This is a genomic window from uncultured Xanthomarina sp., assembly GCF_963971605.1.
Taxonomy (GTDB): Bacteria; Bacteroidota; Bacteroidia; order Flavobacteriales; family Flavobacteriaceae; genus Xanthomarina; species Xanthomarina gelatinilytica.
Window position 1 is genome coordinate 21085 of the sequence record NZ_CAXATZ010000010.1, and the last position, 20167, is coordinate 41251.

At 35.0% G+C, this 20167-nt stretch carries 20 protein-coding genes; 7 read left to right on the forward strand and 13 right to left on the reverse strand.

What is annotated here, in order from left to right; all coding sequences use genetic code 11:
• The 12 genes from hisG to AACY93_RS05815 form a co-directional block, all read right to left on the reverse strand.
• Positions 1-858 carry an ATP phosphoribosyltransferase gene (hisG, locus tag AACY93_RS05760; RefSeq protein WP_286854085.1) on the reverse strand — a complete coding sequence of 286 codons (858 nt, stop codon included), beginning with the start codon at positions 856-858 and terminating at the stop codon, positions 1-3.
• A 279-nt stretch (positions 859-1137) separates the two neighbouring features.
• Entirely contained in the window at positions 1138-1953 is an 816-nt protein-coding gene (locus AACY93_RS05765; RefSeq protein ID WP_007649243.1) for a prohibitin family protein, read from the reverse strand.
• 14 nt (positions 1954-1967) lie between these two features.
• Positions 1968-4001: a VWA domain-containing protein gene (locus AACY93_RS05770; RefSeq protein ID WP_286854082.1), complete on the reverse strand. Its 2034-nt coding sequence runs from the start codon at positions 3999-4001 to the stop codon at positions 1968-1970.
• Between the two features lie 5 nt (positions 4002-4006).
• A complete protein-coding gene (fabG, locus tag AACY93_RS05775) occupies positions 4007-4753 on the reverse strand; it encodes a 3-oxoacyl-[acyl-carrier-protein] reductase (protein ID WP_286854080.1) in 747 nt (248 codons plus the stop codon).
• A gap of 178 nt (positions 4754-4931) precedes the next feature.
• Positions 4932-5804, reverse strand: coding sequence for a succinate--CoA ligase subunit alpha (gene sucD, locus AACY93_RS05780; RefSeq protein ID WP_007649247.1), 873 nt, complete (start codon positions 5802-5804; stop codon positions 4932-4934).
• A 69-nt stretch (positions 5805-5873) separates the two neighbouring features.
• On the reverse strand, positions 5874-6281 hold the full coding sequence (locus AACY93_RS05785; protein ID WP_007649248.1) for a nuclear transport factor 2 family protein: 408 nt from the start codon (positions 6279-6281) through the stop codon (positions 5874-5876).
• Positions 6282-7217, reverse strand: a complete 936-nt coding sequence (locus AACY93_RS05790) for a UDP-3-O-(3-hydroxymyristoyl)glucosamine N-acyltransferase (protein WP_286854077.1) — start codon at positions 7215-7217, stop codon at positions 6282-6284.
• Between the two features lie 88 nt (positions 7218-7305).
• Positions 7306-7872, reverse strand: coding sequence for an elongation factor P (gene efp / locus AACY93_RS05795; RefSeq protein ID WP_286854075.1), 567 nt, complete (start codon positions 7870-7872; stop codon positions 7306-7308).
• A 71-nt stretch (positions 7873-7943) separates the two neighbouring features.
• Positions 7944-8729 (reverse strand): acyl-ACP--UDP-N-acetylglucosamine O-acyltransferase, encoded by a 786-nt coding sequence (gene lpxA / locus AACY93_RS05800; protein ID WP_007649251.1) that lies wholly within the window; start codon positions 8727-8729, stop codon positions 7944-7946.
• Positions 8730-8755: 26 nt separating this feature from the next.
• Complete coding sequence (locus AACY93_RS05805; RefSeq protein WP_007649252.1) at positions 8756-10162, reverse strand: bifunctional UDP-3-O-[3-hydroxymyristoyl] N-acetylglucosamine deacetylase/3-hydroxyacyl-ACP dehydratase; 1407 nt, start codon at positions 10160-10162, stop codon at positions 8756-8758.
• Positions 10149-11177, reverse strand: coding sequence for a UDP-3-O-(3-hydroxymyristoyl)glucosamine N-acyltransferase (gene lpxD / locus AACY93_RS05810; RefSeq protein ID WP_007649253.1), 1029 nt, complete (start codon positions 11175-11177; stop codon positions 10149-10151). Before lpxD ends, AACY93_RS05805 begins: the two co-directional genes overlap by 14 nt.
• Before the next feature lie 24 nt (positions 11178-11201).
• Positions 11202-12425, reverse strand: a complete 1224-nt coding sequence (locus tag AACY93_RS05815) for an HD domain-containing protein (RefSeq protein WP_286854071.1) — start codon at positions 12423-12425, stop codon at positions 11202-11204.
• A gap of 43 nt (positions 12426-12468) precedes the next feature.
• On the opposite strand from AACY93_RS05815, the gene AACY93_RS05820 reads away from it, so the two are divergent.
• From AACY93_RS05820 to AACY93_RS05845, 6 genes are all read left to right on the forward strand, one after another.
• The gene (locus tag AACY93_RS05820) at positions 12469-14022 is read left to right on the forward strand and encodes a PglZ domain-containing protein (RefSeq protein ID WP_286854068.1); all 1554 of its coding nucleotides are present in this window, start codon (positions 12469-12471) and stop codon (positions 14020-14022) included.
• Positions 14023-14096: 74 nt separating this feature from the next.
• Positions 14097-14519: a tRNA (adenosine(37)-N6)-threonylcarbamoyltransferase complex ATPase subunit type 1 TsaE gene (gene tsaE / locus AACY93_RS05825; protein WP_287005600.1), complete on the forward strand. Its 423-nt coding sequence runs from the start codon at positions 14097-14099 to the stop codon at positions 14517-14519.
• 185 nt (positions 14520-14704) lie between these two features.
• Positions 14705-14845, forward strand: coding sequence for a hypothetical protein (locus AACY93_RS05830; RefSeq protein ID WP_286854064.1), 141 nt, complete (start codon positions 14705-14707; stop codon positions 14843-14845).
• A 268-nt stretch (positions 14846-15113) separates the two neighbouring features.
• Positions 15114-15329: a hypothetical protein gene (locus AACY93_RS05835; protein WP_286854062.1), complete on the forward strand. Its 216-nt coding sequence runs from the start codon at positions 15114-15116 to the stop codon at positions 15327-15329.
• A gap of 63 nt (positions 15330-15392) precedes the next feature.
• Entirely contained in the window at positions 15393-16592 is a 1200-nt protein-coding gene (locus AACY93_RS05840; RefSeq protein WP_007649277.1) for an alanine dehydrogenase, read from the forward strand.
• A gap of 54 nt (positions 16593-16646) precedes the next feature.
• On the forward strand, positions 16647-17018 hold the full coding sequence (locus tag AACY93_RS05845; RefSeq protein ID WP_007649279.1) for a DUF4258 domain-containing protein: 372 nt from the start codon (positions 16647-16649) through the stop codon (positions 17016-17018).
• Positions 17019-17074: 56 nt separating this feature from the next.
• On the opposite strand, the gene AACY93_RS05850 is transcribed toward AACY93_RS05845, so the two are convergent.
• The gene (locus AACY93_RS05850) at positions 17075-18583 is read right to left on the reverse strand and encodes a T9SS type A sorting domain-containing protein (protein WP_286854058.1); all 1509 of its coding nucleotides are present in this window, start codon (positions 18581-18583) and stop codon (positions 17075-17077) included.
• A 435-nt stretch (positions 18584-19018) separates the two neighbouring features.
• Between AACY93_RS05850 and AACY93_RS05855 the strand changes: the two genes are divergently transcribed.
• Positions 19019-20113 (forward strand): glycosyltransferase family 4 protein, encoded by a 1095-nt coding sequence (locus AACY93_RS05855; RefSeq protein ID WP_286854056.1) that lies wholly within the window; start codon positions 19019-19021, stop codon positions 20111-20113.
• Positions 20114-20167 lie beyond the last annotated feature (54 nt).

Below are 20167 nucleotides of genomic sequence, written 5' to 3' on the forward strand. Positions count from 1 at the left end.
TTAAATTACCATATTTTCTATAGGACAAACCAAAATACCTTCAGCTCCTTGAGCCTTTAGTTTGTCTATAATTTGCCAAAAATCATTTTTATTAATTACTGAATGTAAGGAGCTCCATCCTGCTTCTGCCAAAGGCAAAATGGTTGGACTTTTCATTCCTGGAAGGATTTCAATGATGTCTGGAATCTTATTGTTAGGTGCATTTAAAAGCACATATTTGTTTTGTCTTCCTTTTAAAACAGATTGAAACCGAAATTTTAACTTGTTTAAAATATTTTTACTTTTATTGGAAATCAATGGAGATTCTGCCAAAACAGCTTCAGACTGTAAAAGCACATCAACTTCCTTTAAATTGTTTTTAAATAAGGTGCTGCCACTGGAAACAATGTCCACAATGGCATCTGCAAGACCAATATTTGGCGCAATTTCAACAGAACCATTAATGATATGCAGATTGGCTTTAATTTGATTTTTGTTTAAAAAAGCTTGAACCGTATTGGGATATGAAGTTGCAATACGCTTGCCTTGCAAATCCTTTAAGGATTTAAACTGGATGTTTTTGGGAACGGCCCAAGACAGCCTACATGAGGAAAACCCTAATTTTTCAATAATTGGAATGTCTTGTCCCTTTTCAATCAACACATTTTCACCTATAATGGCTGCATCTACAATGCCATCCCTTAAATACTGAGGGATATCGCCATTGCGCAAATAAAACACTTCTAAGGGAAAATTTTTAGCTGAGGCTTTTAATTGGTCTCTGCCATTGTCTATGGAAATCCCAACATCTTTCAGGATTTTCATGGAGTCGTCGTGTAAACGACCCGATTTTTGAACTGCAATTTTTAATTTACTCATAATTATTCCCAACTAAATGGGCATTTGTTTAATTAGTAATCTAATTGTTTGAGTAAACCTTTTTGGGAAGACATTTTCAATGTCATGAAAAACAAAACCCGTTTGATTTACTCAAACGGGTTTTTTTAAATATCTTGATTTTATTCAATACATTTTCAGCTCGCTTGAGTGCCAGAATGAAAATGATGATGATGTAATTGAATAAATGTCATGTTTCTTTTTTTGTGAATACAAAGATTGTAAATAAAAATTTACAAATCCTAAACAAATTGAAAATTTTTATTGATTTCCAAGTATAATAGGCATTCCAGAGTCTCCTGAACCAATTACAATAACTTTACTGTTAGTAGATTCTGATAGTTTAATGGTGGCTTCAATACCTTTATCCTGTAAAATTTTATCGGTTAAAGAGGCGCTTAAAATTCTATTGGCATCTGCTTTACCTTGGGCTTCAATAATTTGTTTTTCTGCTTCTTTGGCTGCCGTAACCAATCTAAATTCGTATTCCAACGACTCTTGTTCCTGTTTTAATTTACGCTCAATGGCATCTTTTATAGTTGGAGGCAAAGTAACATCGCGAACCAAAACTTCATTTAATTGAATGTATTGATCTTCCACAATTTTTTTGGTTTCCTCAAAAATTTCTTGTTGTATGGCATCACGTTTGCTGGAATATAATTGTTCTGGTGTATAACGACCTACAACACTTCTGGCTGCTGAACGTATGGCTGGCAATAAAACACGTTCTTTATACATTTCACTTTTTTCTTGGTGCAGTTTTCCCAAATTTGCATAATCTGGTTGAAACCATACAGAAGCTTCCAGTTTAATATCCAGACCATTGGAGGACAGCACATTCATTTTTTCCAAAATCTCTTGCTGGCGCACTTCATAAACAAAAACCTTGTTCCAAGGCGCTACAATATGAAAGCCTTCTCCTAAGGGAGCTTCGTCTGTAACAACTCCTCCCCCAAATGTTTTATAGAGCACACCTGCTTCTCCAGACCCGATGGTTATGGCAGATTTAGCAAGTACAATAATTAAAACAATAGCAATAATAATAGTTGGCAAAGCCACTTTAGGTAATTTTTCCATATATCAATTAAAATTTAAATTAATCCGTTATATTTTCTAATAAACCATTCGGCCGAAAGGCTCAAAACAATCAATATCAGAAGATATTTCCAATCTATCAAAGGTACAACATTTTTATGGCTCTTTTGGATTGCTTTATATCTTTCGTCATTTAATAAGTCAGATATCAACTCATTGCTATTGGCAACAAAATAGCTCTTGCCATTGCTGTTGTTTGCAATTTGATGAAGTTTATAATGGTTTGCATTTAAGAATTGTTGCTCAATGTTGTAATCCAAGATTTTAAAAGTACCTGACTTGGATATTTTTTCGTTGGTGGCACTTACCACAAACTCGTACTCTGAAGCAGGTAAATTGCTTAAATCCACTAGATAATAGTTATTTTTTAAGATGAATGGAAACGTTTTACTTTCTTCTGATATTTTATCTGTAACTTTAATTGAAAGTGATTCTTTAGAATCAAACTCATAATTTTTATTGAAAAATTGCGCTTTAATCAATACACTGGAGTTTCCTTCATAAAAAGAGTTATAATCTAAACTGAGTCTGGTTTTTCTTTCTGTGGATGCCAGATACTGAACAAGTTTTCCAATAAAATTATCAAAATTGTTGAAAGATTTATCCATTAAATAACTTTGGGCACGCCATTGCCAGATGTTTTCACCAAACAATATGGCTTCCTTTCTTCCTTGATGTTCTAAAGTTGCCAGTAAGCTTTCTTGTGTGGTAATATTTCCAACTTTTTTAAACAAAACAGTTTGGAAAGGGACTTTAAACTGTGGTTCCCCAAAACTGGATTTTAGAGGTGGAAACGATTCAAATTCCAAATCTTCTACAATAAAGTTTGAAAACCCTGTGTTTAAAACAGCTTGATAATTTTCAGTTTGGTTTGTGATTTCAAGAGCAACATTCAAATTCAAACTGTTAAGATATCTCCAATTGGTTTTGGTTCCTGAAATTAAAAAATAATTATTGTTTGAATTCTTTAAAAAATCAAAAACCTGATTAAAGTTATTGTTTGGCTGATACAATATAACCAATTGAAATTCATTGCTTTTTAAAATATATTCTTTCGGGTTTAATATATTGACCTGGCGCTGTTCGTTGGCTTCTATGCTCTTTTTTAACGCACCTAAATCTGGATGCAAAATATCTGAAACTATGGCCACATTTGTTTTTTGGTCTATTATTTCAACAGCAAATTCCTTTTGGTTGTTTACTTTGTTTTTCTCGTTTTCAAGAGGTTCCAAAACTGCTGTATAGCTTTGTACACCCACTTGATTTGCCGGTAAGTAAAAGTTTAAGATTTTGGAATTGTTTTCCTTTGAAAAACTTACTGTTTCGGAATACATTATGGCAGCACCTTTTTGTACTATAAAATTGGTGTTCAATGCAGCTTCACCATGATATACCAAAATCACTTCCACAGGAAATTTATTTTTTAAATAGGCATACTTATTGACATTTAACTGCTGAATCTTTAAATCTGAATATACAGTTGAATCACCCAAAACGACCGAGTAAATGGGCTGTTTATATTTTTGAGCCGAAAAAACATAATCGTTACCAATGGTTTGGTTCCCATCTGTGATTAAAACTGTTGGCGAGATGCTTTGCTTATATATTTGATTGAATTCCTTGAACACCACATCCAGGTTGGATTGCTTTTGTTTAAAGTTTATAGAATCCGTTAAGCTTACTTGATCACCAAAAGCATACACTTTCACATCAAATTTTTCTTGCACTTGAGGATGGGATATTATTTTATCCAACAAATTCAAGGCATTGTCATCTTGTTTTAAATAAGTTATGGAACTGGAATTATCTACAGCTAAAACCAGGTTTGGTTTTTCAAGATATACATTTTGGCTTTCAAATTTTGGGTTGATGAGCAATACCAACAACGAAAAAACAGAAACAAACCTCAATGCAGCGAGAACCATTTGTCTGTTGGACCATTGTTTCACCTTATATTTATACTGAAAAAGCGCTACAAGTAGCGCTATGATTCCAGATAAAATAATATATATAATTGTTTCTGTTTGCATGTATATTACGTTAGCATACCACCATCCACGTGAATGGTTTGTCCTGTAATGTAAGAACTCATATCGCTAGCAAGGAACACACACACATTGGCAATATCTTCAGGGGTTCCTCCACGTTTTAATGGGATACCATCTCTCCACCCTTTTATGGTTGCTTCGTCTAATTTGGCTGTCATTTCGGTTTCTATAAATCCGGGAGCGATCACGTTGCTTCTTATGTTTCTGGAACCCAATTCCAAAGCCACAGACTTAGAGAATCCAATAATTCCAGCTTTTGAGGCTGCATAGTTGGTTTGACCAGCATTTCCTTTAACACCAACCACAGAACTCATGTTAATGATAGAGCCACTGCGTTGTTTTAACATGGTACGTTGTACAGCTTTTGTCATGTTAAACACAGATTTTAAATTGACTTCAATCACTTTATCAAAGTCTTCTTCTGTGATACGCATTAAAAGGTTATCCTTTGTAATCCCAGCATTATTAACCAAAATATCTATGGTGCCAAATTCTGCCACCACAGCATCTGCCAATTCCTGAGCTTCCTTAAAGTCCGCAGCATTGCTTTTATAGCCTTTGGCTTTAATACCAAGCGCATTCAATTCGTTTTCAAGTTCGTTGGCAGCTTCTACAGATGAACTGTATGTAAAAGCCACATTGGCACCTTGTTGAGCAAAAACTTGAGCAATCCCTTTACCTATTCCACGACTTGCTCCAGTAATTATGGCTGTTTTTCCTTCTAATAATTTCATTCTAAATAATTTTTGGCTACGAATCCGTTTGTTTTAAACAAGAAACACTAATGTTTATTTAGGTTGATTCGTTTGGTTGATTTCTATTTTCAAATATAACGATAAGAAGTTATAAGAAATAAAAAACCTCATAAAATTAAGATGAATTTATGAGGTTTTATGATGCATTATAAGGATATTATCCTAAAACTTCCTTTACTTTTTTTCCTATTTCGGCTGGAGAATCTACCACATGAATCCCACAAGCTCTCATAATTTTCTTTTTTGCTTGCGCTGTATCGTCACTTCCACCAACAATGGCACCAGCATGACCCATGGTTCTACCTGCAGGAGCAGTTTCACCGGCTATAAATCCTACAATAGGTTTTTTACTTCCACTCGCTTTGTACCAATTGGCAGCATCGGCTTCCAACTGTCCTCCAATTTCACCAATCATCACAACTGCTTCAGTTTCTGGGTCGTTAATCAATAATTCAACAGCTTCTTTGGTTGTGGTTCCAATAATAGGGTCTCCACCAATTCCAATAGCAGTTGTTATACCCAAACCTTGTTTTACCACTTGGTCTGCTGCTTCGTAGGTTAAAGTACCTGATTTAGAAACAATTCCTACTTTTCCTTTTTTGAAAACAAATCCTGGCATGATACCTACTTTGGCCTCTCCTGGAGTAATCACTCCTGGACAGTTAGGGCCAATTAACCTGCAATCTCTATTTTTAATATAGTTGGCAGCTTTTATCATATCCCCAACAGGAATTCCTTCTGTAATGGTAATAATAACTTTTATTCCAGCATCGGCAGCTTCCATGATGGCATCTGCAGCAAAAGCTGGTGGCACAAAAATAATTGTGGTATCTGCACCTGCTTGTTCTACAGCATCCTGAACTGTATTGAAAACTGGCCTGTCCAGATGGGTTTGCCCACCTTTTCCTGGAGTTACACCACCTACCACATTGGTTCCATATTCAATCATTTGTCCTGCATGAAATGTTCCTTCGCTTCCTGTGAAACCCTGTACTATTATTTTTGAATTTTTATTAACTAAAACGCTCATTATTGATTAATTTTTTATGTTTTTTAAACGTTGCAAAAGTATGTTTTTAAGTGCAATTTATAAAGTGTTTTAAACTTTAATTTCTGAAAAAGAATTGGACTGTATGGCTTTATCGTTAGTCAGCTGACTCATTTGATATCCTCTATAGAGCTTATTGTCCTTTACTTCCCAAATACTTATGTAATGTGCCAAAGGGGTTTCTTCGTCATCATTTTCAATGGTTCTGGCATAAACAGTATGTCTTGACGTTACATATGAACCTTCTTCCAAAAGATGACTGACCTCGTATCGCAAAGACACGTAACTGTTGTTGATGTTCTTAAAAAAATCCAAAATGTCTTTATACTTTAAAATCTTAAAATCTTTACTGCTGTTCCAATGCAGTTCACAATCTTTATGATAAAACTGCTCGACAAGATCTAAATTGTTTACAATATCGGACTCATAAAACTGGATTAACAACTCTTTAGGGCTCATTTATTTTATTTTTAGTTTTTCCAAAATTTCAGGTATCATTCTAATGGATGCAATTTCTTTATATTTGGACCTAAAGTCATCTGCAGGCGTTCCAAAATAGCTTTTGTTTCCTTCCAGGGATTTACTGACACCAGATTGTGCCGAAATAACTGCTTTTTTTCCAATGGTAATGCCACTGGTTATTCCTACTTGACCCCAAATGGTCACTTCGTCTTCAACAACTACACAACCAGCAATACCAACTTGAGAGGCTATCAAGCACTTTTTGCCAATAACCGTATCGTGACCCACTTGAATTTGATTGTCCAATTTAGAACCTTCACCAATAATGGTGTCGCCTGTTACCCCTTTATCTATGGTACACAAGGCTCCAATATCCACATGGTCTTTTATAATTACCCGACCACCAGATTTTAATTGGTCGAAACCTTCTGGTCTGTTTTTATAGTAAAAAGCACTGGCTCCCAAAACCGTTCCAGCATGTATGGTTACATGGTTCCCAATAACAGCATCGTTATAAATACTAACATTGGAATGAATGAGGCAATGGTCTCCAATGGTTACATTATTTCCTATAAAACAATTGGGTTGAATAATGGTGTTTTTCCCAATTTTAGCTGAAGGGGAAATGGAAGCGCTTGAGGATACAAAAGGTTTAAAATGTTGTGTTAATTTGTTGAAATCCCTAAACGGATCATCGCTAATAAGTAAGGCTTTACCTTCTGGGCAAGTGACTTCTTTATTGATTAGTACAATAGTAGCAGCAGATTCCAAGGCCTTATCGTAATACTTGGGATGATCTACAAAAACAATATCTCCAGCTTCAACCACATGTATTTCATTCATCCCCAAAACAGGGAAATTTTCGTCACCAACAAATTGACACTCGAGAAGGTCTGATATTTGCTTTAAAGTATGTGGTTTTGGGAATTTCATAAATATGTTTAAATATATATAGCAAAGTAGTTAAGGAAAGACATTGTGGTTTTTAAAAATTCCCACAACGCAAAACGAAATACTGCAATTAGTCCTTAATGCGTTCTTTATAAGTTCCTTTTTCTGTTTCAATTTTAATTTTGTCTCCTTCGTTTATAAATAAAGGGACATTTACTTCGGCTCCTGTTTCCACAGTAGCAGGTTTTGTAGCATTTGTAGCAGTATTCCCTTTAACACCAGGTTCTGTATGGGTTACTTCAAGAATAACACTAGCAGGCATTTCAACAGATAATGGCATGTTATCTTCTGTGTTGATGATAACCGTAACCACTTCGCCTTCTTTCATTAAATCCGGTCTGTCCAAAGCTGCTTCCAGCAAACGAATTTGTGTGTAATCTTCGGTATTCATGAAATGATAAAATTCCCCATCGTTATACAAGAACTGAAACTTGTGTGTTTCCACACGTACATCTTCTAGTTTATGTCCAGCCGAAAAGGTGTTTTCCAATACTTTCCCAGTTGTAACGCTTTTTAATTTGGTTCTAACAAAAGCTGGTCCTTTACCTGGTTTTACGTGTAAAAATTCTATGATTTTATAAATATCGTTATTATACCTGATGCATAATCCGTTTCTAATATCGCTTGTTGTTGCCATTTATTCTTTATCGTTTGTTGTTTGTTGTTTGTTGTTTGTTAAGATATTTTTTATTTAAGTTTTATTTGAAATCAATTAGATTTAAAATAACCTTTCATGATACCACGATGGGAATTCTTGATAAATTGCAAGATTTCATCCCTTTCTGGAGTTGCTTCCATTTCTGCCTCAATAATCTCTGAGGCTTGGGTATTGTTGTAGTTTTTTTGATATAAGATTCTATAGATGTCTTGTACTTCCCTAATTTTTTCGGTTGAAAAACCTCTTCTTCTCAAGCCAACAGAATTGATTCCTACATAAGACAGAGGTTCACGGGCTGCTTTTACAAATGGAGGGACATCTTTTCTTACCAATGAACCACCAGTAACAAAAGCATGGTTTCCAATGGAACAAAACTGATGAACAGCAGTCATACCTGCCAACACCACATAGTCTCCCACAGTAATGTGTCCTGCCAATGTACTGTTGTTAGAAAAAATACAGTTGTTACCAACAATACAATCGTGTGCAATATGGCAATAAGCCATGATAAGACAATTGTTACCAATTACGGTTTTCATTTTATCTGTGGTACCTCTATTGATAGTTACACATTCCCTTATGGTTACATTATCCCCTATAATAGTAAGCGTGTCTTCATCATTGAATTTTAAATCCTGTGGTACAGCAGAAATAACAGCTCCTGGAAAAATATTGCAATTTTTGCCAATTCGAGCCCCTTCCATGATGGTAACGTTGCTCCCAATCCATGTTCCTTCTCCAATGATAACATTGTTATGGATGGTAGTAAAAGGATCTATAACAACATTTTTTGCTATTTTGGCTCCTGGATGCACATAAGCTAGTGGTTGATTCATTTTATATTAAGTTTTATTACTTACTTTTATTTTACTTTTGAAATTTGAGCCATTAGCTCGGCTTCTGCACATAATTTCCCATTGGCGTAAGCATAGCCTTGCATGTGGCAAATACCACGACGGATTGGGGAAATTAAATCGCATTTAAAAATTAAGGTATCTCCAGGAACTACTTTTTGTTTAAATTTCACATTGTCTATTTTCATGAAGAAAGTCAAGTAATTTTCTGGGTCTGGAACAGTACTTAGCACAAGGATACCTCCTGTTTGGGCCATGGCTTCCACAATTAAAACCCCAGGCATTACAGGAGCTCCAGGGAAATGGCCAGCGAAGAACGGCTCGTTCATGGTTACGTTTTTCATTCCAATAACATGACTGTCGGACAATTCAAAAATTTTGTCAATCAACAAAAAAGGCTGTCTATGAGGCAGCATGCTCATTATTTGATTCACGTCCATTAATGGCTCTTGGTTTAAATCTATTTTTGGAACATGGTTGCGTCTTTCGTTCTTAATAAGTTTAGACATTTTTTTTGCAAACTGTGTGTTTACAAAATGTCCTGGTTTGTTTGCTATCACCTTTCCTCTTAAACGCACACCAATTAGAGCCAAATCTCCAACTACGTCCAACAATTTATGTCTTGCAGCCTCGTTGGGATAATGCAAGGTTAAATTATCCAAAATGCCATTTGGTTTAACTGCAATGGCATCTTTTTTAAAAGCTACCTTTAACTTTTCTATGGTATTTGGTGAAATCTCTTTGTCTACATAAACTATGGCGTTGTTTAAATCGCCTCCCTTTATCAAACCATGTTCCAGCAGCATTTCCAGTTCATGTAAAAAACTAAAGGTTCTGGAAGATGCGATCTCCTCTTTAAAATCTGAAATATTCTTAAGGGTGGCATTTTGTGTTCCCAAAACTTTTGTGCCAAAATCCACCATGGTGGTTACCTGATATTCGTTGGAAGGCATCACTAGAATTTCACTTCCAGATTCTTCATCTGTATAAGAAATAACATCGGTTACAACATATTCTTCCCTAAATGCATCTTGTTCTACAACGCCGGATTTTTCTAAAACTTCAACAAAATATTTTGAAGATCCATCCATTATTGGTGGTTCGGAAGCATTTAGTTCAATTATAACATTGTCCAGATCCAATCCAACCAAAGCAGCCAATACATGCTCCGATGTTTGAATGGTAACGCCATTTTTCTCCAAACAGGTACCTCTTTGGGTATTGGTGACGTAATTTGCATTTGCTTCAATAACAGGTGTCCCCTCCAAATCAATACGCTTAAATGCAAATCCTGTGTTTACAGGAGCTGGTTTAAAAGTTAAGGTCACATTTTTTCCTGTATGTAGGCCAACACCATTTAAAGACACCTCGTCCTTTATGGTTTTTTGTTTAACTTCTGTATTAATTATTCCCATCTACTTTTTTTTCTAAATCGGTTATATTTTTAACAATTTTCGGTAAGTTCTTAAAATACACATAGGATTTGTTCCAGTCCCCATAGCTAAAAGCTGGAGACCCTTGCAAGGTTTCGTTGTCCTTGATACTTCTACCTATTCCGGATTGTGCTTGAATTTTAACATTATTACCTATGGTAATATGTCCTGCAAAGCCAACCTGCCCTCCTATTTGACAATTCTCGCCAATCTTGGTGGAACCTGCTATTCCTGTTTGGGCAGCTATAACTGTATTCTTGCCAATTTCAACATTATGGGCAATTTGAATTTGGTTATCCAGTTTAACACCTCTTCGTATAATGGTAGAACCCAATGTAGCCCTATCTATTGTAGTAGCTGCTCCAATATCTACAAAATCCTCTATAATAACGTTTCCTGTTTGTGGAACCTTATTATATTCCCCTTTTTCATTTGGAACAAAACCAAAACCATCTGCACCAATGATAACCCCTGAGTTAATGACACAATTGTTGCCAATGGAAGTTTCGGAATAAATTTTTACTCCTGCAAAAACAACCGTATCGTTACCTATAACCACATTATCTCCAATGTAACAATTTGGGAAAATTTTTACGTTGTTGCCAATTTTTACATTCTCGCCTATATAAGTAAAGGCACCAACATAAATTTGAGACCCATAAGTAGCAGAGTCTGAAATAAACGAAGGATTTTCTATCCCTTGTTTGTTAAGCTTTACCATATTATAATATTCCAACAACTTAGAAAATGACTTATAGGCATCTTCAACCTTTATAAGCGTGGTTTCTAAATGGTTTTCCGGAACAAAGGTTTTATTAACTATGGTAATGGATGCTTTTGTAGAATATATATAGGATTGATATTTAGGATTAGCCAAAAAGGTTAATGACCCTTTGGTCCCTTCTTCTATTTTGGAAAGTTTAGAAACTTCAACATCTGGATTGCCTACAATGTCTCCTTCTAATATTCCTGCTATTTGTTGTGCTGTAAATTTCATTCCAGCAAAAATAGGAAAAAAGTGCTAAAGTTTTTCTTTAGGATAACAGATATAATATTTTGTGACTGTTTTTGAGAGTGCTTTTAAGTTCAATTGGTCTGAAGCCTTAATAATATCCTGTATTTTACCGTTTTTATACAATATATTAATATGTTGCTTTTTAATTTGATAAGCTTGATTTGAAATCTCACCAGTAAACACAAAATAATTCGCTTCTTCGTTACTAATACCATAAGTCTCCATGAGCTTTTGAGCATGAACTTGAAGTTTTTCCTTTTTTATTTTTTTATTTTTGAGCTTCACTTTAAGCAAATCGCGATTAATGAGCATGTCGCAAAGGTTTTTTAGAACAAAGTCCTCATGAAACTGCCATTCTTTCATGACTGCAATAATATCGTAATCGTCCAATCTGGCAAACACGTCTAGCGTTTCCCTGTTAAAATTCTCACTGGTTATTTCCTGTTTTAAAAAGAATTGCAAGGCAGCACTTGCTTTCAAATCCACTCCCAAACTGGTTAGTTCCTTAGCTCGTTTTAACACCCTAATCAACAATTGTTCTGCTGCCAAACTTGTTTTGTGCAAATACACTTGCCAGTACATAAGTCTTCTTGCTACCAGAAACTTTTCTACGCTATAAATGCCTTTTTCTTCAACTACCAATTCATTGTCCACAACATTAAGCATGGTAATTAAACGCTCACTATTAATGTTTCCTTCAGCAACACCTGTATAAAAACTATCCCGTTTTAAATAATCGGCTCGGTCCATGTCCAGTTGTCCCGAAATTAACTGGCAAAGAAACTTTCTTGGGTGTTCGCCTTTAAAAATCTGTATGGCCAGCGTTAAACTTAAGTTAAAATCTTTATTGAGCTGCTCCATAAAAAGCAGTGAAATCTCCTCATGGGAAACCCCATTTACTATGCTATGTTCCATGGCATGGGAAAAAGGACCATGACCAATATCATGTAATAAAATAGCTACATAAAGGGCCTGTTCCTCATCGGCAGAGATGTCAATCCCCTTAAATCGCAACACATTAACAGCTTTTTGCATTAAGTGCATACAACCCAAGGCATGATGAAATCTGGTATGGTGTGCCCCTGGATATACTAAATAAGACATGCCCATTTGCGAAATACGTCTTAAGCGTTGAAAGTATTTATGTTCAATTAAATCGAAAATTAACGAATTTGGAATGGTAATAAATCCGTAAATTGGGTCGTTAAATATTTTAAGTTTGTTTTGCACAATTAGGCTTAATCTTTGATATTAAAAATTTAAACAAATATACATGAACCATATAAATATTCTTTGGGTTGACGATGAAATTGATTTGCTAAAACCCCATATCCTTTTTCTTGAAAAGAAAAACTACCAAGTTACCACCTGCCAAAGTGGTACAGAAGCTCTTGAGATTTTAGACGACAAAAATTTTGACATTGTGTTTCTAGACGAAAACATGCCAGGATTAACAGGTCTGGAAACCTTAAATGAAATCAAGGAAAAACGAGATACGCTTCCTGTAGTGATGATTACCAAAAGTGAAGAGGAATATATTATGGAAGAAGCCATTGGCAACAAAATTGCCGATTACCTTATAAAACCGGTAAATCCGAATCAAATTTTACTGAGCATCAAGAAAAATTTAGATCATTCCCGATTGGTGTCAGAAAAAACCACATCCAATTACCAGCAGGAATTTAGAAAAATTGCCATGGACCTAAGCATGGTAAACACCTTTGAGGAATGGGCCAATTTATATCAAAAACTTATTTATTGGGAACTTCAACTAGAAAATATTGAAGATGCTGGTATGTTTGAAATTTTGGAATCTCAAAAAAGCGAAGCCAACACCCAATTTGGGAAATTTATAGACAAGCACTACCCAAGCTGGTTTGAACCACATACAGAAGCTCCAACCTTATCGCATACCTTATTTAAAAACAAAATTGTCCCAGAATTAAGCAAGGAACAGCCTACCCTTTTAGTAGTTATTGATAATTTAAGGTATGACCAATGGAAAGCTTTTGAGCCCATAGTGAACAATTATTATAAAAAAGTGACAGAATCCCCTTTTTATAGTATCCTGCCATCTGCAACCCAATACGCAAGGAATGCCATATTTTCCGGATTGATGCCTAGCGATATGGAAAAACTGCATCCAGATTTATGGAAGAACGACACAGACGAAGGAGGCAAAAACCTGCATGAGGACGAATTTTTAAAAGCTCAATTAAAACGCTTAGGTTTATCTCACCTAAAGACCGAATATCATAAAATTACCAATTTAAAAACCGGAAAAAAACTGGTTGACAACTTTAAATCCTTAAAAGATAACGATTTAACTGTGGTAGTTTATAATTTTGTAGACATGCTTTCCCATTCCAAAACCGAAATGGATGTGGTTAAAGAACTGGCTTCAAACGACAAGGCCTATCGTTCGTTAACACAAAGTTGGTTTAAAAACTCCCCGCTTTTGGAAATGATTCAGCAAGCCCAACAACTAGGTTTCAAGCTGATATTAACCACAGATCATGGAACCATAAACGTAAAAAACCCTTCAAAAGTAATTGGAGATAAAGACACCAGTTTAAATTTACGTTATAAAACCGGTCGTAGCTTGACTTATGAAGATAAGGACGTATTGGTTGCCAAAGACCCAAAAAGCATTCACTTGCCGTCTATAACCATGAGCAGTTCGTTTATTTTTGCAAAAGGGGATTTGTTTTTTGCTTATCCAAACAACTATAATCATTATGTAAGCTACTACAGAAACACCTATCAACATGGTGGTGTTTCTTTGGAAGAAATGATTATACCTTTTGTGGTGTTGAGCCCGAAATAAATCTGTGTAATGCAAAAAAATCCGTTGAAATACACAAATTATTAGTTTTTCTAAATTTTTATCCCTATCATTGTATGCAAAAATCAAACAATTTGAATGTTGATTATCGTATTGATGAGTTACAAACTGTTGCCAATCAACTCCTAAAAAACCTAAAAAGTAAAACCATTTTGCTTTACGGAAACATGGGAGTTGGCAAAACAACCTTAATAAAAGCGCTTGTTAAAGCCTTGGGAAGCATGGATGATGTTAGTAGCCCAACCTATTCCATAGTGAATGAATACGAATTAAAAGATGATAGCATATATCATTTTGACTTATATAGAATAAAAGATCTTGATGAAGCCTACAATTTTGGCCTGGAAGATTATTTGAATTCTACCCGCTGGCTCATTATTGAATGGCCAGAATTGATTGAAGATATAATAACCGATGATTTTGATTGTGTAACATTAACAATGAATGACAATCACACTCGAAATCTCATTTTAAAATAATTGTTTAACGAGCTAAAAAACCAAACAACCACCAAAATCTACCAAAAAAAGGTTCCGATTACGGAAAAACCGTAACGAAAAAATGAAAAAAACGTGTTTTTAACATAATTTTAACATTTAAGCCTTTTAGCGTACTAAGTTCTCATATACATTTGGAGTATTAATTAATTAAATCCCTTAAGATTATGAAAACTAAAAAGTATGTAATTGCAATTGCAATTTTCGGTGGCATGTTGTTCACAGCTCAAGCAGCTAATTTATTCCAAGCAAATGAAGACGCGCCAAAAGTTGAAAAGAAAGATATTCGAGTTCCAAAAAACGGATAAAAAAAGCTTAATCATAGGTAGTATTGTAGCTACAATTTTGGCTATTACACCATACCTATTTTATTTGTATGAAAGTGTTCCAAGCACAAAAGTTTGGAACACTTTTTTATTTACTTATGATAGCAGAGGTTATGATAACGCAAATATTGTAATGTGGTTAGTTACAGGTAAAGCAATACCTCTATTATTGTTAATTCTTTGGTTTTTTACTTGCAGACATTGGTGGTATCATGTTTTACTAGTGCCAATTGCAATGTACCTCTATCAAATGATAAGTATATTTAATGAAGATTTGTCTTATGTAGATCAGTTTCAACTGATGCATTTGTTACCAATCATGGCTGTAGTAATCCCTTCTATTTATCTTATTCGGGCGAAAATGTTTGATAAGCTCAATACAGCCAACAAATCGTTGGAAGAGTTAGAGCAAGAGTTTATGATGAAACCAAAAAACATGTGGGAGAAAATAAAGCAGTATTTTTAAATTCCTATTTAACCATTCAAAAATTTATTCGTAATTTGACTCCTTATATAATGTGTGTCAACTATGTCTAAAGCTTTATCGCCATTTACCAAGCAACAATTACTTCCTCAAGAAGAAAAACTGGAAATTTTTAGTCGTAAGGGCAATCTATTTATTGGTATTCCCAAAGAAACAGCTTATCAGGAAAAACGGGTGTGTTTAACACCAGATGCTGTTTCGGCATTGGTTAACAACGGACACAGGGTATTATTGGAATCTGGTGCAGGTATTGGCGCCCATTTTACCGACAAGGAATACAGCGAAGCTGGAGCCGAAATCACCAAAGATACTGCCAAAGTATATGCCTGTCCCATGATTTTAAAGGTGGAACCTCCTACCCTTGAGCAAATAAACCTGATCAATCCGCAAACTATACTTATCTCTGCAGTCCAATTAAAAACCCAAACAAAAAAATATTTTGAAACGTTGGCTGCAAAACGAATCACAGCCTTGGCATTCGAGTTTATTAGGGACGAAACTGGCGCTTTTCCTGCTGTACGCTCGTTAAGCGAAATTGCCGGAACAGCTTCCGTACTTATTGCTTCAGAACTATTAAGCAATGTTAACGATGGAAATGGGCTCATGTTTGGCAATGTATGTGGTGTTCCTCCTATTGAAGTGGTTATTCTAGGCGCTGGAACGGTTGGGGAATTTGCTGCCAGAAGTGCTATTGGACTTGGAGCCAATGTTAAGGTTTTTGATAATTCCATTACCAAATTAAGACGTATACAGGTAAATTTAGGCAAGACCTTATTTACATCCACCTTACAACCAAAAAATTTAAGTAAAGCTTTAAAACGTTGCGATGTGGTAATTGCTGCTGTTAGAGGCAAAAACAGGTCGCCCATTTTGGTTACGGAATCCATGGTGGCCAACATGAAAAATGGTTCGGTTGTTATAGATGTCAGCATTGATATGGGAGGTTGTTTTGAAACCAGTGAAGTAACCTCACACAAAACACCAACCTTTACCAAACATGGCGTTATTCATTATTGTGTACCAAATATTCCTGCTCGATATTCCAGAACAGCTTCAATTTCAATAAGTAACATTTTTACGCCTTATCTTTTGAAAATTGCCGAGGATGGTGGCCTGGAAAATTCTTTGCGTTTTGACAGAGGTTTAAAGAATGGATTGTATTTTTACCACGGAATTTTAACCAGCAAACCTGTTGGGGAATGGTTCGATTTAAAACATAGCGATATCAATTTGCTTATTTTTTAAATTCCCAATAACAGCAAACCATTTTAATTCCTTGAAATTTTTAAGATAACATACATGAAATTACTACATCGAGTTGGGTATTATTTAGGTGGATTTGCCCTTGGATTGATTGTGCTGGCCTTTTTTTTAAATGGCAAAAAAGTGTCTTGCGATTATGGCCCTGAAGCCAGGGTTTTAAAAAACATCAATTTAAAACAGATTCAATATTCTGAAATCATTGAGTCTGCCATTTCCAATAAAAAAATAGATTCCGTAGCCATTAGGGACATTTTAAAGCATGGTGACATAGATTTTTCCAAAAGCGACACCAGAAAGAAACCTTGTGGTATTTATGCTGTTGAAGGAAACATAAATAAAACCGAAGTTTTGTTAACGGTTGAAAACTGCGACAGTATCGCTACCATAAAAACCATTGATTGGCCATAAAAAAAGCCTGAAAAATAAATTTCAGGCTCTGCTATTAAAAATTGATTGAATTTTCCCTAATTCAAAACGATCCGTTTGGTTACCGAACCATTATTTTCTGTTTGAAAAGACAACAAATAAACGCCTTCTGGCAAATGTGACAAATTCAAACTTTTCTCGTTAGAAACCATTTCTTCTGTTCTAATGGTTCTTCCAAGCATATCGTATAATTGTATAGATTTTACAGCAATGTTTCCATTTAATTTAATGTGAACCATTCCATCTCTAGATGGGTTTGGATACACCTTAATATTGTTGGAAGCAACAGCTTCATTTTCTTCTATACCCAAGGTTGCTGGAGCTTCTACCACAAAAGATGGTGGATGAGCTTCCGTAAATTGGTTATTCCAGTTACTGGCAAACATCACTTTACTTCCATCCCTATTGGGAACAGCATGAGCTTGATGCGCATAGCCTGTATTTTCATTGGTATGATGATAAGCAAATCTTTGGATCATGTCTGAACCATCCAATTTAATTGCAAATACCTCTTTTCTTCCAACAGTTTGACAGCAGCCTTCGTTTACATATGCCCAACCTGGTCTAGAGGTGTTTCTGCAACTAATATGCCCATTCCAAACACCATAATCTGAGGTATAATGAAATAGAGGTGTTTGAACTCCATCAGAAAGTCTAATCATTTTCATATAATAGTCGTTGCCTCTTGTTACAGGGTCACCAAAAGTTACATATACATCATTTCCGTTGGCGTCAATACCTAAATCACCATGTTTGGTGTAATCGTCTAAATGTCTTCTGTTTGTAAGATCTATATTGAACACTTTCATACCTTGATCGTCTGCACTTCCATCGGCTAAATAGCAAGACACGGCATATTGTCCAGACTGACTAACAGAAAACCAACCAATGGCAGCAGTTCCAATATTTCGGGTGGCCACAACCACATCGTTTTCAACATCATATACAATTAAAGTACGGTTACTTCCATTTCTTCCAATAAGACCTACATATTTATCGTCTATGGACATGTTTCCTTTTGAACCTCCATATTCAATTACCGAGTAATCACTAAATGTACGTATGGTCTGTCTGTTGTTTGTGGTAACATCGTAACTCACAAATCTATTTCCAGAGATGCCATACATGATGTTAGGCTCGGAATAAGACCAAGTGGCTGAACTAGGGATTCCAGCCCAATATAAAAACTCATAAGTGTCTGCATCTAAAATGGCAGCTGGATAGCCTGCCAACTTAATTAAAGAACCATCAGAATTCCATGGTTCATCAAGTGAATAGTGATGTCTTACATTAAAGTCTGTTGTGCCAAAAACAGCAGCATCACTGATTCTAGTTAATTTATTACCAAATTCATTGGTGGTTTCCTGCAGATATCCTGGTTTAGGACCTGTAGGGGTTTGATAGGATTCGTATTGCACATTATTTAATTGAACCGTTTCTGGGTAGGTTTGGGCCGTTATAATGATGCTGAAAAATAAAAAATAAATAAAAAATACTCTTTGAAAACCCTCACGATGTGAGAATTTTCCAACATATAAATGTTTCATACTTAGGGGTTTTGCTATTAATCTTTTGCTAATCTATTAAAATACAGTTCATATTTAGGTCAAAAAAATTATAAATTCGATAAAATACATCATTTTTGTAAGTATAATATTACTTTAAATGTATTTTGTAGTATTTATGTTACTTTTTAACGGTTCGTCGATCGACAAACTGCATGTTAATAAACATCAGGTTTATATACGCAGGGAATCTGGTTTTGGATTATATAAAAAATTAAAAGTAATTAACAGGTTATGAACAATTTATAGAACTTCATACTTCTCCTACAAGAACCATTTTGTGCATTTTAAATTGTAAAATGGTTATTTCATCTAAATAGTTCAAGAGAAATATTTTTAGAATAAAAAATTACATATTTTTAAAGTCTCTTTAAAAGCTATTAATCTATATTTTTTGCAGCCTAACAATTTTTTAAATTGAAACAATCTATTGCTTTTGTAGTGCCCTGTTTAAATGCTGGTGGAGCCCAACGCGTGGTTAGCTCACTGGCCAACTTACTTGTTGATGAATATCAGGTGCATATAATTGCCTTATATCCTTGTGAGCCTTTTTACAGATTGGACAAGCGTATTAAAATAGCTACTTGCCAAGATACTTATCTGCTTGAGCCAACCTTGTTACAGTCGATAAAAAACAATTACCTGTTGGTTAGGAACCTTGCAAAAAACTTAAAAAAATTACAAATAGATATAGCCATAGGTTTTTTGCCTGCTACAAACGTCTATACCATCTTGGCTTGTAAAATGGCCAAAATACCAAGTATAATAAGCGAAAGGGCCAATCCGGAATTTAACCGAATCAACAAAGTCTGGCACACAATCAGAAAGCTTGTTTACCCTTATGCGCATTGCTTGGTGGTTCAAACAGAAGGCACAAAAAATTATTTTAAACACTATGTGAATTCTAAAATCCAGATAATTAAAAACCCCAACAATACAGAACTTTTGGATAAACGCGATGTCAATACTCCAAAAGAAAACATCATTCTTAATGTAGGCAGGTTAATAGACCTTAAAAACCAAGATTTGTTAATTCGTGCTTTTTCCAATATAAAAAATACTGACTGGAAAGTGGTTCTGCTTGGGGATGGCGATAATTTTGAAAGTTACAAACAGCTTATTTCCAATTTAGGGATGCAGGATCAAATACTGTTGGCTGGAAACATTAAAAACATTTCGGAATATTATAACAAAGCAAAAATATTTGCTTTTACTTCCAAACACGAAGGGTTCCCAAATGTTATTATTGAAGCCATGTCCTATGGTTTGGCATGTATTTCAACCAATTGTCCCTATGGACCATCCGAAATCATCCAACATAAAGTGAATGGAATGTTAATACCTGTTGGCGATCAACAAGCTCTGGAAGAAAATCTTTCAAGATTAATGAATGACACCAAGCTACAAGCCAAATTCAGTGAAAACGCCAAAGAATCGGTTGAGGCATACTCACCTACAGAAATAGCCTCGCAATGGCGTAAACTTATCCATAAACTCATTAGCAATAATTAAGTCTTCTTTTGAAATATAAAAAACATATCAGCTCTTTATTTCATAACCTTAGAA

Excerpts from the sequence above, each read along its gene's own strand:
- hisG (WP_286854085.1), bottom strand. The coding sequence starts at position 858 with ATGAGTAAATTAAAAATTGCAGTTCAAAAATCGGGTCGTTTACACGAC.
- AACY93_RS05765 (WP_007649243.1), bottom strand. The coding sequence starts at position 1,953 with ATGGAAAAATTACCTAAAGTGGCTTTGCCAACTATTATTATTGCTATT.
- AACY93_RS05770 (WP_286854082.1), bottom strand. The coding sequence starts at position 4,001 with ATGCAAACAGAAACAATTATATATATTATTTTATCTGGAATCATAGCG.
- fabG (WP_286854080.1), bottom strand. The coding sequence starts at position 4,753 with ATGAAATTATTAGAAGGAAAAACAGCCATAATTACTGGAGCAAGTCGT.
- sucD (WP_007649247.1), bottom strand. The coding sequence starts at position 5,804 with ATGAGCGTTTTAGTTAATAAAAATTCAAAAATAATAGTACAGGGTTTC.
- AACY93_RS05785 (WP_007649248.1), bottom strand. The coding sequence starts at position 6,281 with ATGAGCCCTAAAGAGTTGTTAATCCAGTTTTATGAGTCCGATATTGTA.
- AACY93_RS05790 (WP_286854077.1), bottom strand. The coding sequence starts at position 7,217 with ATGAAATTCCCAAAACCACATACTTTAAAGCAAATATCAGACCTTCTC.
- efp (WP_286854075.1), bottom strand. The coding sequence starts at position 7,872 with ATGGCAACAACAAGCGATATTAGAAACGGATTATGCATCAGGTATAAT.
- lpxA (WP_007649251.1), bottom strand. The coding sequence starts at position 8,729 with ATGAATCAACCACTAGCTTATGTGCATCCAGGAGCCAAAATAGCAAAA.
- AACY93_RS05805 (WP_007649252.1), bottom strand. The coding sequence starts at position 10,162 with ATGGGAATAATTAATACAGAAGTTAAACAAAAAACCATAAAGGACGAG.
- lpxD (WP_007649253.1), bottom strand. The coding sequence starts at position 11,177 with ATGAAATTTACAGCACAACAAATAGCAGGAATATTAGAAGGAGACATT.
- AACY93_RS05820 (WP_286854068.1), top strand. The coding sequence starts at position 12,469 with ATGAACCATATAAATATTCTTTGGGTTGACGATGAAATTGATTTGCTA.
- tsaE (WP_287005600.1), top strand. The coding sequence starts at position 14,097 with ATGCAAAAATCAAACAATTTGAATGTTGATTATCGTATTGATGAGTTA.
- AACY93_RS05830 (WP_286854064.1), top strand. The coding sequence starts at position 14,705 with ATGAAAACTAAAAAGTATGTAATTGCAATTGCAATTTTCGGTGGCATG.
- AACY93_RS05835 (WP_286854062.1), top strand. The coding sequence starts at position 15,114 with ATGATAAGTATATTTAATGAAGATTTGTCTTATGTAGATCAGTTTCAA.
- AACY93_RS05840 (WP_007649277.1), top strand. The coding sequence starts at position 15,393 with ATGTCTAAAGCTTTATCGCCATTTACCAAGCAACAATTACTTCCTCAA.
- AACY93_RS05845 (WP_007649279.1), top strand. The coding sequence starts at position 16,647 with ATGAAATTACTACATCGAGTTGGGTATTATTTAGGTGGATTTGCCCTT.
- AACY93_RS05850 (WP_286854058.1), bottom strand. The coding sequence starts at position 18,583 with ATGAAACATTTATATGTTGGAAAATTCTCACATCGTGAGGGTTTTCAA.